Here is a 16002-nt window from a genome sequence, read left to right as displayed (position 1 = left end):
AGAAACCTGACGACCATATTTGCGTATTCCATGTCGCAAACCCAAAGCCCCGAAAGGGGATTGCAACGATTACTCAACGAGCGCCGCAGGCGGGGCACTCGTAGGTCGCAAACCCAAAGCCCCGAAAGGGGATTGCAACCCAGATACAGACGACGACCCGTTCGTGGTGCGGCTATGCTGCCCGGCGCGAACGGGTCGTCGGGTCGTTTGGTAGGGGTTTTACAGCGGGATGATGTGCTGCCCAGTGGCGGGCAAGGTTGTGAGCTTCCTCAGGGCTGCTTCGCCGTGCTTAATCAGGTACATGGGAAAGGGGTAAGCCCTTTCCTGAGGAGCATTTGGAGCCAGGTGGCGCTGGAGGCGAGCAAAATGGGCTCCGATGGTGTTTTCCTGCCGCAACGCAGAGTCTAGAATTTTCCGTTTGAGCCGCTCTAGCTCGTGAGCTATTCGCGCCTGGGCCCGCTTTTTGGGACGCGCCAGGGTGGGTTCGGGAAGCAGGGCCTGTATCCCTTCTAGCTCGCCTTGGATGCGCTCGAGGTGCCGCTCAATGGCCGCTATGCGCTCTTCTTGCTCCGCTAAAGCCCTTTTGAAGGCCCCTTCAGGGTCTTCCTGAAAAGCCCAGGGGTCCAGGTTGTACTTTTTCAGGATGCGGGCGATGGGTGGTTCAATCACCGTAGTCCGCATGCGGCTGATAACAGCAGGTGGCGTAAGGCCGTGTAGAGCGTAGACTTCCCCTAGCTCGGCCACATAGCGCAGCTCGCTCGGTCCCACCACGAATCCGGCGGTGGGGAGAACGGTGTCCTGGAGTACCGGCCGCAGGCCCGCAGCTGGGGTAAGGCGGGCGGGGTCTTGGGCTAGGATGGCCCTGAGGTCGGTCAGGGTGTAGGTTTGCACCCCGTCGTCAAACCGCCCGTCGCGGAAGCGCAACAGCCGGCGCAGGCCATCGTCACCTTCAAGGAAGAGATTGGTAGCGGATTCGCCTCGGCCCAAGCTGGGCTCGAGCCCGGCCTGCTTCATGGCTCGAGCGGTGCGGTTGATGGCCTCGGAGGAGGCCAAGGGATTGGCCAGCTCGCGCTCGAGGGCCGGGACAAACAGCGGGGCTAGCTCCGGAGCCATGGGGTCGAAGACCACCAGCCCCTGTGGACCCAGAAACTCCAGAAGCATCCGGGCAAAGACCTCGCTGTAGCTCCAGGGTCCCAGCATGGCCTGACAAAGCCGGGCCCGTACCTCGGGCCGCCCCCCGAACTTCCCCAGAAGTCCACAGACCAATTCCAGATGGGGTGCAAACGGAATGCGCCCTGCGGGTCGGGCAGGGGGTAGGTTCAGGGTCAGGCGGTGAATCCGCTCCTCAAAGTCCAGCAACTCAACGCTGCTCACCTCGCTTGTGTCGTGGTCCTGCGAGGCTACCCAAAAGACCGGGACCACCGGGCGATCGGGGTGGTGGTGCTGCGCTGCCAGCCGGAGGGCTGTGTGGGCCTTGTAAAAGGTGTAGGCAGGCCCGGTGAGCAGGCCGGCCTGTTGCCCGGTGACAATCGCTCGGCTTTGGGGGTGGGCGAGGTGGCGGGCGGCGGCCAGGCTCTCCTCTGGTGCCCCCAGCCGCCTGAGGTAGGCCTGTAACCCCTGGCTCAGGGCTTCGCGGGGGGCCTCTTTGGGAGAGGAGAGCGCCACCGGCAGCTCCTCTAAGCCGTAGGGCAGGAACAGGCGCAAGGGGTCAGCCATAACCAGGGATTCTACCGCCTTCCCGGGTGCCGTGGCGTAGGCTACCGCTAAAAGGCTACCCGCCGCAAGACCTCGGGTTTCAGGATTAGGATACGCCGGTAGCCCAGCTCAATTGCATCTTTCATGGCCAGCTCGCCCAGTACCTTGGTGATGGTCTCCCGGGTGGATCCAGCCAGGTGGGCCAGGTCCTGGTGGGAGAGGGTCACCTCAAAGCCCTCCTCGCCCGGCCGCATGGCCGAGAGCAGGGCCTTGGCCAGGCGGGGCAGAACCTCTTTGAAGCGCAGGTCGCGCAGGCGTTCTTCGGCCTTGCGCAGTCTGCGGGAGAGGAGAAGCACAAAGGCCATCTGGGTTTCGGGAAAGCGGCTTGCGAGCCGCTGCAGGTCCTCGCGGCTGGCCGAGAGGAGCTCGCTGTCCACCAATGGTTCGGCGAAGGCGCCGTAGGACTCGCTGGGCAGGAGGGCCCCTTCGCCGAAAATTTCTCCCGCGCCCACCACGGTAAGGGTGATTTCCTCTTCCTGCGGACCGAGCTGAAAGAGCCGCACCCAGCCATCTACCACGTAGTAGAGGGTTTTGGCCTCGTCCTCCGGGTAGTAGATGTAGCTGCCACGGCGGGCGGTGAAGCTGTGGAAAACCCGCTCAGCTTCAGCCCGGGCTTCTGGGGGCAGGGAGGCGATGAATTCCGGCGTCATCCCTGGGATAATTTAGCGGCTTTCGGGAAGCTGATTTCGGGTATGGGATACAAAATGTGTGAATATCACATTAGAGGAAGGGCGGAAGGTTGGAGGAGGGTAGAAGACCGGCGGCCTCGCCCCGGCGGAAGAGCTCAGCTACCGCAGCTTCGCCCTCCGGGCCCACGTCTAGTGAGAACTCGTTCACGTAGGTATGGATGTGGGCCCATATGACCTCGTCTTCCAGCTCTTGGGCGTGCTGTTTGATGTAGGCCACGGTCTCTTCGGGGTGGGCCCAGGCGTACTCGAGGCTGGCCCGCACCGCCTGGTCTAGAGCCCGGATGGCCTCCGCTCCCAGGTCGCGCCGGGCCAGGATGGCCCCCAGGGGCAAGGGCAGGCCGGTTTCGTCCTCCCACCACTCCCCCAGGTCGAGGAGTTTTACCAAGCCGTAGCGCGGATAGGTGAAGCGCGATTCGTGGATGATGAGCCCTGCGTCCACCTCTCCCTGGGCCACTTTGGGCATAATTTGGTCGTAGCGCATCTCCACCGGCACGAAGCCCGGATTGAAGAGAGAGAGCAGGAGAAAAGCCGTGGTGTAGCGGCCGGGGATGGCCACCCGTTTGCCTACCAGGCTACCTAAAGGTGTGCGGGCCACCAGAAGAGGTCCTACCTTCCGGCCCAGTGCCCCTCCCGAGCGCAGGGCTACGTAGCCTTCGCGCAGGTGGCCGTAGGCCGCGTAGCTGATTTTGGTGAGGGGTAGCCTTCCCTCCAGGGCCCAGCGGTTTAGGGTTTCCACGTCCTCTAAGTGCTCCTGAATGGCAAAGGGGGCCTCCACCTTGCCGTGGGCCAGGGCGTAGAAAATGAAGGTGTCGTTGGGGCAGAAGGAGTATCCGAGCTGCATGGGCCTATGCTAAACCCCTGGGGGAGGCACCGCATCCTTTGGGGATACCTTTTTGCGCGCTCCCCAGTCCTTTTGTACACTGAAGGGGTGAAGTCCAACCCCTCGCTGCGCGAATTTTGGCTGGCCTTGATTGGGTTCCTCTTCGGTCTGTGGACCTACTCCCTTTGGAGCCAGGGAGGTTGGGCGGCGGTGCTGCAGGAGGGGTGGCCGGGGCTCCTGCTAGCCCTGCTGGCGGTGGCCGGGGTGCTGTACGCCTACCGGAAGAGGTAGGCTTAGGGCTCCAGCAGGCGCTCTAAGAAGCCCTTGGCGAAGTGTTTTGCCGCAAGGTCGGCCAGGGCCTCGAAGACCGGCTCCAGTCCAGCGTGGCTCCCGCCGAAAAGCCGCCGGAGCACCTCCGGGTTCTCGAACAGCCCGTGCAGGTAGAGTCCGAGTACGCTTCCTTGCTGGAGGTAAAGGGAGCCGCTTTGGCCGTGGTGAATCTCGTAGCCCTCCATCTCCACCCCTTCCAGCGCTGCCCAGAAGCCCGAAAGCCCGGTTAGGCGCAGCCGGGTGTGGCGCTGCACCTTATTGGGCTCAAACACCGTTTGAAGGGGCAAGAGCCCGAGCCCCTGGTGGCTTCCTGGGGCTTCTATCCCCAGCGGGTCGTGGATGGCCTGACCCAGCATCTGCAGCCCGCCGCAGACACCTAGAAGTGGCCGGCCGCTTTGGGCATGGGCCCGCAGGGGCTTCTCGAGGCCCTGCCCTCGCAGCCAGCGGAGATCGTCTGCGGTGTGCTTGGAGCCGGGCAACACCACCAGGTGCACCCCCTGGAGGTCGGCAGGCTTCCGGACCCAGACCAGCCGCACCCCTTTCAGATGCTTTAGGGGTTCGAACTCGTCTAGGTTGGAGGCCCGGGGATAGGCCACCACGGCCACGGTGAAGCCCTCCCCGGTCGCCCTGTCGTCGAAAACCCCGTCCTCCTCGGGCAGCCCGTGGCTCTCGAGGAAGGGCAGTACCCCTACGGTGGGAACCCCGGTGAGGGCTTCCAGCCGCTCAGGGGCAGGGGAGAGGAGCCTGGCGTCGCCGCGAAACTTGTTGAGGACAAAGCCCCGAAGCAGTCTGCGCTCCTCAGGTTCTAGAAGCAGGTAGGTGCCGTAGAGGTGGGCGAAGGCCCCGCCCCGGTCTATGTCGGCCACCAGAAGCACCCGGGCGCCCGCTTCCCGGGCTACCCGCATGTTCACGATATCGCTGGCCTTCAGGTTGATTTCCGCTGGGCTGCCCGCCCCTTCGATGACGAGGAGGTCGTAGGTTTCCCGCAGCTCCCCCAGGGCTTGCCGAACCACCGGCCAGAGTCGGGCCTTGCGCTCGTGCCAGGGGAGGCGGGAAAGCTCCGGCTGGGGCTTTCCCAGCACCACCACCTGGCTTCGGTTTTCCCCTTCGGGCTTGAGCAGAATGGGGTTCATCCGCACCTCGGGGGTGGTCTTTGCCGCCAGGGCCTGAAAGTACTGGGCGCTGCCCATCTCCCCCCCCACCCCCACCCGGGCGTTGTTGCTCATGTTCTGTGCCTTGAAGGGGGCTACCCGGAGGCCCTGCCGGGCGTAGTAGCGGCACAGCGCGGTGACCAACAGGCTCTTGCCGGCCCCACTGCTGGTCCCTTGAACCATAATGGCCTTGGACATCATCCCCCCCCGCTCAGGGTCAGGTAGTTGGGCTCCGGCCCGTGGGGCTGCGTCCGAGAGTCCCGGGCCAGAGAGTCTGGGGCTAGCGCCAGTGAGGTGGCCCTGCCCGTTCCGGGATGGGGGGCGGCCGCCAGCGGGCGAGGTGGGTTCATGGCGCTCCCTCCAGCCTGAGGAGAACCGTGTGGTCGTTGAGGTCGTCGAGCCGGGCGTACTGGGCACCCATGGCCTGGGCCAGGAGGCGGGCGCGGCCCAAAGGGTGAGGGCCGCCCTCCACATCCAGCACCACCGCGGGGCTGGAGATGCGCCGGGCCAGCGCCAGGGCCTCATCCCAGGGGTCGCCTCCCTGGTGGGGCACGTTGGCCCGCCCGTCGGTGACCAGCACCAGCCGGGTGCGGCCATCCAGGTGGGTCAGGGCCAGGGCCAGCGCCGCGGCCAGCGGGGTGCGCCCTCCGGTGGGCAGGTGCTCCAGGGCCCGCCGGGCGGCCTCCAGGTCGCGGGTGAAGGGCAGGGCCAGCCGGGCCTCGCTGCCGCGGAAGACGATGAGCCCCACCTCCTCGAGCCCCTCCTCCAGGAGTTGCAGGAGGGCTCCTTTGGCCCAGGCCATGCGGGCTTGGGCCCCCAGGGAGCCGCTGGCGTCCACCACCAACAGCAACCGGCGGCCCTCCCGTCCGGCCTCTACGCGGGCGTGCAGGTCCTGCCGCTCTATCCGGTGGGCTCCCCGCGCAGCAGCATGGAGCAAGGAGGCGCGGAGCTCGAGGCGGACCGGCCCTTCCTCAGGTATGGCCCTTACTGCGGGGCCTCTTGGGGAGGGCTGGCTATGGCCCTGGGGGAGGGGCGGGGCTTCCAGGCGGAGGGGGTGAGGGGGCGTTTTCGGGGCGAAGACCCGCTCGGAGGGGGGGTGGTCCTCGGGGGGAGGGGGTGGGGCAGAGGGTGGGGTGGGCGGGGTCGGGCTGGGGCTTTCCGGCAGCACCAAGGGCCAGACCACCGCTACCTGCTCCCAGGCTACCCCATCCCGCCCGTCCCAGGCGGCCAGGGCCCGCGCGGCCTTGGCCAGCGCCAGGTCGGCCCGCAGGCTTCCCACCCCTAGGGCGGCCACCCGTGCGCTGATTTCCTGGAGGAGTTCTTGGGGTAAGGTCAGCCCCCCCAGCCGGGCGCGAGCCTCGGCGAGCTGGGTCCGAAGCGCCGATTGCGCTTCTGCCCAGGCCTCGCGAAACCCCACCGGGTCGGCCTCAAAGGCCAGCCTTCGCCTCAGGGCCTCGGCCCGCTCCGCGGGGTCTTTGAGGCCGGCAACGGTTACCTTCAGGGCAAACCGGTCGTAGAGCTGGGGCCTAAGCCGCCCCTCCTCAGGGTTCATACTGGCCAGGAGCACGAAGCGGGCTGGGTACTCCAGGCTGAACCCTTCCCGCTCGAGCCGCCCCACCCCGCTCACCACCACGTCCAGCAGGGCATCGGTCAGGTGGGGGGCCAGCAGGTTGACCTCGTCTATGTAGAGCACCCCCCCGTGGGCCTGGCTCAAGAGGCCCGGCTTCAGGGCCGGCTGGCCGGCCAGGGCCTTTTCCAGATCAAGCCCGCCCAAAAGCCGCTCCTCCCCGGTGCCGATGGGCAGATTCACGAAGGGAGCCCCCTCGGGGAGCAGCTCGGCCAGGGCCCGCGCGGCGGTGGTCTTGGCGCTGCCCTTCTCCCCTTGCAGGAGCACCGATAGCCCGGGGTCGGTGGCCGCCAGCAGGAGGGCCAGCCGCATGGCCTCCTGTCCAACCAACGCAGCGAAGGGGTAGTTCATACCTCGCCTCGAGCCTCCAAGGCCGCCTCACCTTCCAAAAGGGCCTCGCGAAGGGCCTCCAAGGTGGCCTCTTCAGCTTTCCAGAGCCCGCGCTCGGCGGCCTCCAGGAGCCGCTCGGCGATGGCCCGCAGGGCCCAGGGGTTGGCCCTCTTGAGGAAGGCCTGGGTGCTGGGGTCGAGGGCATAGGCCTGGGCTACGCCCTGGAAGACAAAGTCGGGCACCACCCCTGCGGTGGCGCTGTAGCCGAACAGGTAGTCCACGGTGGCGGCCATCTCGAGCCCCCCCTTGTAGCCGTGGCGCTGGATGGCCGAAAGCCACTTGGGGTTGACCACCCGGCTCCGGTAAACCCGCAGGATTTCCTCCCTCAGGTCGCGGGTCCGGGGCCGCTCGGGGTCGGCGGTGTCGCCGAAGTAGGCCCTGGGGGCCTCTCCTTTGAGGGCCCGTACCGCGGCTATAAGGCCCCCATGGTACTGGAAGTAGTCGTCGGAGTCCAGGATGTCGTGCTCGCGGTTGTCCTGGTTGTGCAGGGCCAGCTCCACCTGCCGCAGCCGCTGAGCAAAGACCTCCTTGGCCTCGAGCCCATCCACCCCACGCCCGTAGGCGTACCCCCCCCAGGCCAGGTAGACCTCGGCCAGGTCGTCTGGGCCTGCCCAGTTGCCCGCCTCGAGCAGCGGCAGCATCCCCGCCCCATAGCTCCCCGGCTTGGAGCCAAAGATGCGCCAGCGGGCCTGGGCCTCGGCCAGGCCACACGCCTCCGGGCCACACTGCTGCAAGGCCTCCAGGTAGTGCTTGCGGGGGTAGTTTTGCTCGGGGTCTTCGTCCAAGTGCATGACCATCTCAAAAGCCTCGTCCAGAAGCTCTATCAGGTGGGGGAAGGCGTCGCGGAAGAAGCCGGAGATGCGCAGGGTCACGTCGATGCGGGGACGGCCCAGCTCGGCTAGAGGGATGACCTCCAGCCCCTCAACCCGCCGGCTCAGGGGGTGCCAGCGGGGGCGCACCCCCAGGAAGGCCAGCACCTCGGCCACATCGTCGCCCTGGGTGCGCATCTGGGCAGTGCCCCAAGCCGAGAGGGCCACCATCTCGGGGTAGCGCCCGGTCTCCTTCAGGTAGCGCTCCAGGGTTTCCCGGGCCAGCCGCTCGCCCACCCGCCAGGCCGCCGGGGAGGGCAGGGCCCGGGGGTCCACCGCGTAGAAGTTGCGCCCGCTGGGGAGGACGTGAGCCTGCCCGCGGCTGGGGGCTCCAGCAGGGCCGGCTGGGATGTACCCGCCTTCCAGCCCCAGCAAGAGGTGTTCGATCTCGTCGTCGGTGCGCTCCAGAACCCCTACCAGGTTGCAGGCGAAGCGCAGGGTTTCCTCCAGCTCGGCCAGCGCCCCCACGTCGTACCCTTCGGGCAGCGTCTGGGCCAGAATACCGGGGACTTTGCCGGGGTCGAAGCCTTCCTCCTCCAAAGCTTCGTAAAGCCGCAAGGCCAGGTGCTCGAGGCCCTCCAGCACCTGGCCGTGGCTCCGGCCCAGGGGGTGGGGGGGGTCCAGGCGGGCCCCCATGCGCTCCAGGAGCCCGTCCAGCTGGAAGCCGTAGGCCCGGGCCAGGGTGGGGAGCCAGCCCGGTACCCCCCCGTTGGGCAGCCGGGTGAGGGCCCTGAGCGTTTCGGGGAAGGGGGGCAGTTCGCCCAGGGTGTGCAGCCCATTGCGGATCTGGGCCAGTCCCAGCTCGCATAGGTAGCCCTCGATGTCCTCCAGCAGGTGGGCCACCTGGCGCCCTTCCATCTCGGCCAGGGTGGAGGGGATGCCCTCAGGGGTGAGCGTCTCGTCCCACTCGTGTTTGTGGTCGCCGTGGTCAGCGCTGAGCAGGTTTTTCAGCTCGAGGTCGGCCTTGAGCTGGGTCTCCTCCAGAAGCTGCCAGATTTCCTGCTGCAGAAGGGGTAGCTTGCTGGGATCCAGCTTCTCCAGGACGTAGTACTCGTTCACCAGTTCGCTCAGGCGCGCCAGGGGGCCGTAGGTCTCGGCTAGGGTCAGGGGTGGGGGTAGGTGGTCCACCACTGCGGCGTGGGCCCGCCGTTTGGCCTGGGTGCCCTCGCCAGGGTCGTTGAGGATGAAGGGGTAGAAGAGGGGCAGATCGCCCAGCAGGGCGTCGGGGGCGCAGGCCGCCGAGAGGCCCACCCCCTTGCCGGGGAGCCACTCCAGGGTGCCGTGCTTGCCCAGGTGCACGATGGCATCGGCCCCCCAGCCCTCCTCCAGCCACCGGTAGAAGGCCGCGTAGTGGTGGGTGGGGGGTAGGTCGGGGGTGTGGTAGATGGCGTCGGGGTCGAGGCCGTAGCCCCGGGGGGGCTGGAGGGCGATGAGGACGTTGCCCAGCTCGAGGCCCGCCACCCAGTAGCTCTCCTCGTCGCTGTAGGGTTCCTCGTCCAGCTTCGGGGTGCCCAGCCGCCTGAGCTCCTTGCTCAGGGTCTTCTTGTCGGTCCTGGGACGCCCCTGGCGCAGGGTGTAGCCCCGCTCGCGCGGGGTGCCCCAGAAGTCCTCCATGCGGAAGCGCAGGGCCTCGGGAAAGCCCCTGAACCAGCGCAGGTAGTCCGAGCGGGGGATGCGGAAGGCCTGCTGAGGGTCTAGGGGGTGCTGCGGGTCGTAGCTGCCCCGCCGCAGTAGGGCCTCCATGAGGGCTGTGGGGTTTTCTGGCAGCTCGGGGATGTCGTAGCCGCGGGCCCGCATGGCCCGTAGGATGCGCAGCAGCGAGGCAGGGGCATCCAGGCCCACCGCGTTGCCCACCATCTGGGCCTTGGCCCCTGAGTTGGTGAGCACAAAGGCGATGCGTTTTTGCGCATTGGGTTTGCGCCGCAGCGCCGCGAGCCGCGCGGCCAGGCCAGCGGTGCGCTCCATGCGTTCGGGTTCGGGAATGTAGAGGGTTGCTTGGCCCTGCTCCTTGAAGCTGATGGGCACCCCAATCAGCCGGCCGTCAAACTCCGGCAGGGCCACCCCCATGGCGGTCTCGAGGGGGTTGAGCCCCCTTTGGCTCACCTCCCAGGCTCCCTTGGGCATTCCCGGAGTCAGGGCTTGTAGGACCGGCACCCCAAGCCGGGCGAAGGCCCCCACCCCCTGCCCCGGTGGGGTGATGGCGCCCCCCCGAACCTCCCCCAGCGCGAAGACCAGGGTGGAGATGAGCACATCCACGCGCCCTTCTAAGAAGCTGAGCGCCACGGGAAAGCCCATCTCCATGGCTTTGAGCGAGGAGGTGTAGACGGGAAGGACGTTCATTCCCCGCTCTTCCAGGGCCCCTACCAGACCGTCCACAAAGGCCAGGTTTCCCGACAGGTAGTGGGCCCGGTAGAAGAGCAGGCCGGCGGTGGGGCGGTTGGGGTCGCGGATTCCCTCCCAGTCCTCCAGGGTGGCCCCTTGGGGCAGGCGGGGGTGATAGATGCCGTGCTCGGGTTGGGGGATTGGGGGGGCGTGCCCGTAGCGGCTTCCCAGCAGGGTATCCGAGAGGTACTTGAGGAGTTCCACCAGGTTGTCCACTCCACCCGCCGACAAGTAGGCGGTGGCCTCCCGAAGGGTCAGCGGGCCCGCGTCGGAGAGCCGGGCCAGCTCCGGGGAGAGTTCCCCCAGGCCGCTTACGAGCAAAAGCTGCTGCCCGTGAGCCTGGGCGTGGGCCTGAAGGGCCTCCAGGCCGGGTACCCGTTCGGGCGAGCTGTGTAGCCGCAGGACCACCACCTGGGCCCGGCCCAGAGGGCCCTGGAGCCACAGGCCCATCTGCTCGGGGCTTTTTAGCTGGTTGAGGCTCAGGCCCAGCACCGGCGGGAAGCCCGGGGGCAGCAGGCCTTTGGCCGCCTCCAGGGCCAGCAGGTCGGTGTCGGCATGGCTCAGCAGGGCGAGGCCTGAGAGGGCTTGAGGGGCCTCGGTGGGCGCGGAAGGGGGCTGAGCCACCGCACCCCGGGCCTCCCAGTCGTAGAAGTTGAAGGCGTACTCGGCGAGTTCGGGCGGGGGGGGCAGGAAGCGGTCGGCCTGGAGCATGCTCTCGATGTAGTCGAAGATGAGCCGCACCTGCCAGGGGGTGTTCACCGAGTGGAACCAGACCGAGCGCCCGTCAAAAACCAGTGCCGCCACGTTGGCCAGGGTGCAGGGCCCCAGGCAGCCCCCTTTGGTCAGATGGACCACGTTGCGCAGCTTGCGCCGCAGCCACTCCTCCTTGTAGACCTCGGCGGGCACCGGGGCGTAGCCCCGCTCGGTGTGGCCGCAGCAGCAGCCGGTGTAGCAGTAGCTCAGGTGGCCCCGCTTCTGCACCAGGTGCACCGGGCGGCCATCGGGGCGCAGGACTTTTTGGCGGTATAGGTTCATGGGCTTCAGTGCTCAATCCCCCGTTGGGCCGGTATGCCCGCATCGAAGGCGTGCTTGAGCTTGCGCACCTCGCTCACGGTGTCGGCCAGCTCGAGGATCTCCTGCGGCATGCCCCGCCCGGTGAGCACCACGTGCACCCCTTGGGGCCTCTGCCGCAGGGCCTCGAGCACCTCGGCCAGGGGCACCCAGCCGTAGCGCAGGGGGTAGCTGATCTCGTCCCAGACAACCAGGAAGTAGTCCGAGAAAAGCGCCGCACGGGCTTTCTGCCAGCCCTGGTAGGCCAGCGCCGCCGACTTTTCCAAATCCTTGGACTTCCAGCTAAACCCGTCGCCCAGGCCCTCAATCTCCACCCCGAGCTGTTCCAGGGCGCGGTGTTCGCCGAAGGCTGCGCGCTCGTGCTTCATGAACTGGAAGACGCGCGCCCGGTAGCCCCGCCCCACCGCCCGGAGCACCAGCCCCAAGGCGGCGGTGGTTTTGCCCTTGCCCTCCCCAGTGTAGACCAGGACCAGCCCCCGCCGGGGGCCGGTGGGCTTTTGGTAGGGTTTTTCCCGTTTGGGCTGTTCCATCTTTACCCCCACTGGAGGCCCCGCCGGGCCCGCCAAAGCAAATAGAGGAAAAAAGGCCCGCCCAGCAGGGTGGTGATCACCCCCACCGGAAGCTCGGCGGGCCGCACCACCACCCGCGCAGCCCAGTCGGCCAGGGCCAGCAGCAGGGCCCCGCCCAGCGCCGAGGCGGGGAGCAGGTAGCGGTAATCCCCCCCCACGAGCTGCCGGAGGGCATGGGGGGCTACAAAGCCTACAAACCCGATGATGCCGGCGTGCACCACCGAGAGTGAGGTGAGCAGTGTGGAGAGGCCAATCAGCACCAACCGAAGGGCCGAAAGGGGCAGGCCCAGGCTTCGCGCGGTCTCCTCCCCAAGCGCCAGGGCATTCAGGGCCCGGGCCAGCCCCCAAAGCAAGGGCATCGCGAAGGCCAGCCCCGCAGAGAGCAGACCCACCCCTCGCCAACCCATGAAGGCTAGACTTCCCAGGGTGTAGCTGAAGACCTCGCGGATGCGGTCGGTGTCCAGCAGCAGAAGAAGGGTGGAGAAGCCGGTGAGCACGCTGCCCACCACCACCCCGGCCAGGATAAGGTGCTGTCCGCTTCTGGACCCACCGGCCAGGATGAGGGTCAGGAAGACCGCGAGAAGGGCCCCCAGGAAGGCCCCCAGCGCCGCTGTGGTGGGCAGGCTGGAGAAGAAGAGGCCCGCCCCGAAGCCGGCCAGCGCACCGCTTAGGCTCAGGGTGAGGGTGAAGCCGAAGGAAGCCCCGGCGGCCACCCCCATCAGGTAGGGGTCGGCCAGGGGGTTGCGGAAAAGGCCCTGGTAGGCGGCCCCGGCCAGGCCCAAGGCCGCCCCTACCAGCATGGCTCCCAGCACCCGAGGCAGGCGGAGCTCGGTGACGATGGGGTTTTCGCGCTGGCCCAGGAGGGCCTGGAGCACCTCGAGCGGGGGGACGTAGACGGCCCCCTGGCCTACCCCCAGGACCAGCGCCGCGCCTAACAGGAGGGCCAGGGCGGTGAAGGTGAGGGTGCGCCGGGCTGCAAAGGGCAGGCCTGTCCACCTCTGGGTGGGGCTCAGGCGGCCTTGCATGGCCTACTTCAGCTCCGGGTGGAAGCACTCAATCAGGAGCCTGAGCCCCTGCGCCACCCGGGGTCCGGGTCGGGAGAGCAGGTCGGTGGCCTCCCCGCTGAAGGCGCAGATGCGGTTCTGCTGCACCGCAGGGATGGTCCCCCAGCCGGGGCGGTTCCGGATGCCCCCCACCTCGGGGTGGGTGACCACGATCACCTGGGGTCTTCGCTGCACCACCAGCTCGGGGTTGATCTTGGGGAAGTTGCCCAGCTCGGCAGGGATGATGTTTCGGCCACGGGCCTTTTCGATGAGCGTACCGATGAAGGAGGCCGGTCCAGCGGTGTAGGGGGTGGGGTCGATCTCGTAGTAGACCAGCGGGCGTTCCTTAGCCTTGGCGGCGCGGCTTTCCAGGGCGAACACCTCAGCCTGGATGCGGGCCACCAGCCGCTCGGCCTCGGCCCGCATGCCCAGCATCTCGCCGTAGACCCGGGCAGTGCGGAAGATGTCGGCAAAGGTCTGGGGGCGGGTGATGTAGACCGGGATGCCGGCCCGCTCCAGGGGCTCCACCAGCCGGGCCGAGTTCACAATGACCAGGTCGGGCTTGAGGGAGACGATCAGCTCGGGGTTGGGGTTGATGAGGCCGCCGGCCTTGGGCAGGCTTTTTACCTGCTCCGGCCAGTTGGAGAACTGGTCGGTGGCCACAATGCGCCTGCAGGCCGTTTCAGAAAGCGAGCAGATGGTCTCCGTGGCCGAGGGCAGCATGGTCACGATGCGTTGGGGCGGTTTTTGCAGCGTGATGCTGCGGCCTTGATCGTCGGTGAGGGTGAGGGGAAACTGGGCTAGAGCGAGGCTTAGGACAAACGCCAGAAGGAGGGAAAACACACGTTTCATTTTGGCTCCCTGAAGCTCGAGCTTGGATTTCGCTGGGCAAAGGCCCAAGAGAACGGGAACCCCGTATCTCTCCCGTGATGCGCGGGAGTCCTCCGTTGCGGCTCCGGAGGACTTCTCGGCAGGTATTCGGACTCGGGGCGCTCCAGCGCCCCACACCGCTGCGCAACAGTGCCGGATTCTCACCGGACTTCCCCACTTTAAGGCTGGACTACGCGCCCAGCCACCGAGAGCGGCTCGAGCTTTCGGCCCCTAGCGGGGCATACACCAAAACTACATCGGGCCCAGCCTGGGGGCAAGGGGTGCAGAGGGCCGGATGGGTAGACTATGGGGGTGCGTTACCTGCGGGTGCTGTGGCGTTTTTGGGGTACGTCTTTGGCAGCGGAGCTGGAGTACCGCAGCAACTTTTCGCTCGCCGCCCTTTCTGCGGTTGGGGGGGCCTTGGGTAGCCTGTTCGGTATCTCGCTGCTGTACCAGGGCGGCTACCAGCCGGGAGGGTGGCGGTTTGAGGAGGCTCTTTTGGTTCTGTCGGCCTTTTTGATGCTGGATGGTTTTTCCTCTGTGCTTTTGTACCCCAACCTCGGCCGTATTGTGGAGCACGTGCAGAAAGGGACCCTGGACTTTGTCCTGCTGAAGCCCATAGACAGCCAATTTTGGCTTTCCTGCCGGAGCCTTTCTCCCTGGGGTCTTACCGACCTTCTCATAGGCCTGGGCCTCTGGCTGTACGCGGGGGTGCGGCTGGGGCTTGGACCGCTGGACTACCTGCTGGGCTTGGGCCTTCTGCTCCTGGCAATGCTCATCCTCTACAGCTTGTGGTTCGTCATCGCCTCGAGCAGCATCTGGTTTGTGAAGGTTGCCAACGCCGTAGAGGTGCTCAGGGCTCTTCTGGAGGCGGGACGCTTTCCCATTCAGGCCTTTCCGCCAGCCTACCGGTTCGTCTTTACCTTTGTGGTGCCGGTGGCTTTCCTGACCACCGTTCCGGCTGAGGCGGTGCTGGGACGGTTGGGCGCCTCGAGCCTGGCGCTGTCCGTGGGGCTGGCGTTGGGCTTGTTGGGATTGTCCCGACTTTTGTGGCGGGTGGCTCTTAGGAGCTACACCTCGGCCTCGAGCTGACCGGAAGCCCAATAGAATCTGGCCTGCCGCTACCGGGCTATTCTGGGGGAGGTTCGCCAGGGAAAAACCCTCACCAAGCAGTACGTGTGAGGTGCTCCCAAACCGCAGAGCCCCGCACCGACAAAAAGAGCACGCGGAGAACGAGGCTTTCCCCAGGCCGAAACCTCTACTCCTTCCATCTGCTGGAGCAGTCTTGCCGGAGGTGGCCCGAGCCTTGTGGCTTTGGGGACATTGGCCCCGGTGGGGGAAACCCTTTGAGGTGGTGCTTTGGCTTGCAGAAGGGACCGTGCCCCCTGCCTTTCGGTGGAGAATTGGGGGAGGCTTTAGAACCCAAGAGTAGCTGCCGCCTCCTTCAGGATTTCCGCGCTTCGCCAAAGCGCATCCTGCTCCTCCTTGGCCAGAGGGGGACGGAGGGTGGCCTCCACCCCTTGGGCCCCAAGGAGGCGAGGCAGAGACAAGGCCACCCCCTCCACCTCTTCGGTGAAGGCGCTCACCGTGTAGACCCCCTTCTCGTCGGTGAGGATGGCCCGCGCCAATCGGGCCAAGCCCGCCCCGATGCCGTAGTAGGTAGCCCCTTTGCCGGCGATGATACGGTAGGCGGCCTGCCGCACCCCCTCGTCCACCGCCCGCCGGACCGCCTCCGTGAGGGGCCTCCCCCTGGCCTCGGCAAAGGCGCCCAAGGGCACCCCACCTACCTGGGCACTGGACCAGACCAGGACCTCGGAATCCCCGTGCTCTCCTACCACATAGGCGTGTACGGAGTGGGGCGAGACCCAAAGGTGCTCTGCCAAAAGCGCCCGGAAGCGGGCAGTGTCCAGGGTGGTTCCCGAACCCACCACCCGCCCGGGAGGCAGACCGGAAAGGCGGTAGACCACCTGGGTCATCACGTCCACGGGGTTAGTGGCCACCAGGAGCACCGCCTCTGGGGCCGCGCGCACCACCTTGGGCACGACCTGCGCGAACACCTGGGCATTCCGGTCCAAAAGCTGGAGCCGGGTCTCCCCGGGCCGCTGCGCCACTCCCGCCGCCAGGATCACCACCTTGGCCCCCTCCAGGTCTGCGTAACCTCCCTGACGCACCCACACCGGGTGGGCGAAGGGCGTAGCGTGGAGGATATCCTCCGCGTGGGCCCGGGCCAAGGCCTCGTCCAGGTCCACAAGGACCACTTCCCGCGCCACCCCAAGGAGGACGAGGGCGTAAGCAGCGGCGCTGCCCACCATGCCCGAGCCCACAATTCCGACCTTCACAGGTGAATTATAGCCGTGGTGGCTAGGCCTCCGGGGCTGCCTTCCCCCTTTCCCCTGCGCCCCTCATGCGCTTTTGGGGTTTCTCGTGCGGTTATCC

12 protein-coding genes and 1 riboswitch are annotated in these 16002 nt (G+C 67.1%); of the genes, 2 read left to right on the top strand and 10 right to left on the bottom strand.

What is annotated here, in order from left to right; all coding sequences use genetic code 11:
• Positions 1-219: 219 nt before the first annotated feature.
• From bshC to NZ849_RS08710, 3 genes are all read right to left on the bottom strand, one after another.
• The gene (gene bshC / locus NZ849_RS08720; protein WP_295406187.1) at positions 220-1716 is read right to left on the bottom strand and encodes a bacillithiol biosynthesis cysteine-adding enzyme BshC; all 1497 of its coding nucleotides are present in this window, start codon (positions 1714-1716) and stop codon (positions 220-222) included.
• Between the two features lie 47 nt (positions 1717-1763).
• Entirely contained in the window at positions 1764-2405 is a 642-nt protein-coding gene (locus NZ849_RS08715) for a Crp/Fnr family transcriptional regulator (RefSeq protein ID WP_295406185.1), read from the bottom strand.
• 70 nt (positions 2406-2475) lie between these two features.
• On the bottom strand, positions 2476-3285 hold the full coding sequence (locus NZ849_RS08710; RefSeq protein ID WP_295406183.1) for a 1,4-dihydroxy-6-naphthoate synthase: 810 nt from the start codon (positions 3283-3285) through the stop codon (positions 2476-2478).
• Positions 3286-3372: 87 nt separating this feature from the next.
• Here NZ849_RS08710 and NZ849_RS08705 point away from each other — a divergent pair, with 87 nt between their 5' ends.
• Positions 3373-3555 (top strand): hypothetical protein, encoded by a 183-nt coding sequence (locus NZ849_RS08705; RefSeq protein ID WP_295406181.1) that lies wholly within the window; start codon positions 3373-3375, stop codon positions 3553-3555.
• Between the two features lie 2 nt (positions 3556-3557).
• Here NZ849_RS08705 and NZ849_RS08700 read toward each other — a convergent pair whose 3' ends face one another.
• From NZ849_RS08700 to NZ849_RS08675, 6 genes are all read right to left on the bottom strand, one after another.
• Positions 3558-4928, bottom strand: a complete 1371-nt coding sequence (locus NZ849_RS08700; RefSeq protein WP_295406179.1) for a cobyric acid synthase — start codon at positions 4926-4928, stop codon at positions 3558-3560.
• Positions 4929-5091: 163 nt separating this feature from the next.
• Complete coding sequence (locus NZ849_RS08695) at positions 5092-6723, bottom strand: ATP-binding protein (protein WP_295406177.1); 1632 nt, start codon at positions 6721-6723, stop codon at positions 5092-5094.
• Complete coding sequence (cobN, locus tag NZ849_RS08690) at positions 6720-11048, bottom strand: cobaltochelatase subunit CobN (RefSeq protein ID WP_295406175.1); 4329 nt, start codon at positions 11046-11048, stop codon at positions 6720-6722. The genes NZ849_RS08695 and cobN overlap by 4 nt, the downstream gene beginning before the upstream one ends.
• Before the next feature lie 5 nt (positions 11049-11053).
• A complete protein-coding gene (cobO, locus tag NZ849_RS08685; RefSeq protein ID WP_295406173.1) occupies positions 11054-11614 on the bottom strand; it encodes a cob(I)yrinic acid a,c-diamide adenosyltransferase in 561 nt (186 codons plus the stop codon).
• Positions 11615-11616: 2 nt separating this feature from the next.
• Entirely contained in the window at positions 11617-12678 is a 1062-nt protein-coding gene (locus NZ849_RS08680; RefSeq protein WP_295406171.1) for an iron ABC transporter permease, read from the bottom strand.
• A gap of 3 nt (positions 12679-12681) precedes the next feature.
• The gene (locus tag NZ849_RS08675; protein ID WP_295406169.1) at positions 12682-13548 is read right to left on the bottom strand and encodes an ABC transporter substrate-binding protein; all 867 of its coding nucleotides are present in this window, start codon (positions 13546-13548) and stop codon (positions 12682-12684) included.
• Between the two features lie 99 nt (positions 13549-13647).
• A riboswitch (cobalamin riboswitch) is annotated at positions 13648-13791 on the bottom strand.
• A gap of 87 nt (positions 13792-13878) precedes the next feature.
• Here NZ849_RS08675 and NZ849_RS08670 point away from each other — a divergent pair.
• Positions 13879-14658, top strand: coding sequence for an ABC-2 family transporter protein (locus NZ849_RS08670; RefSeq protein ID WP_295406191.1), 780 nt, complete (start codon positions 13879-13881; stop codon positions 14656-14658).
• Between the two features lie 323 nt (positions 14659-14981).
• Here the strand turns inward: NZ849_RS08670 and NZ849_RS08665 are convergent, their stop codons facing one another.
• A complete protein-coding gene (locus NZ849_RS08665) occupies positions 14982-15905 on the bottom strand; it encodes an L-lactate dehydrogenase (protein ID WP_295406167.1) in 924 nt (307 codons plus the stop codon).
• Between the last annotated feature and the right edge of the window lie 97 nt (positions 15906-16002).

Origin of the sequence: Meiothermus sp. (assembly GCF_025060375.1) — a bacterium.
Classification (GTDB): Bacteria; Deinococcota; Deinococci; order Deinococcales; family Thermaceae; genus Meiothermus.
This window is presented reverse-complemented; position numbering and strand designations above follow the sequence as displayed.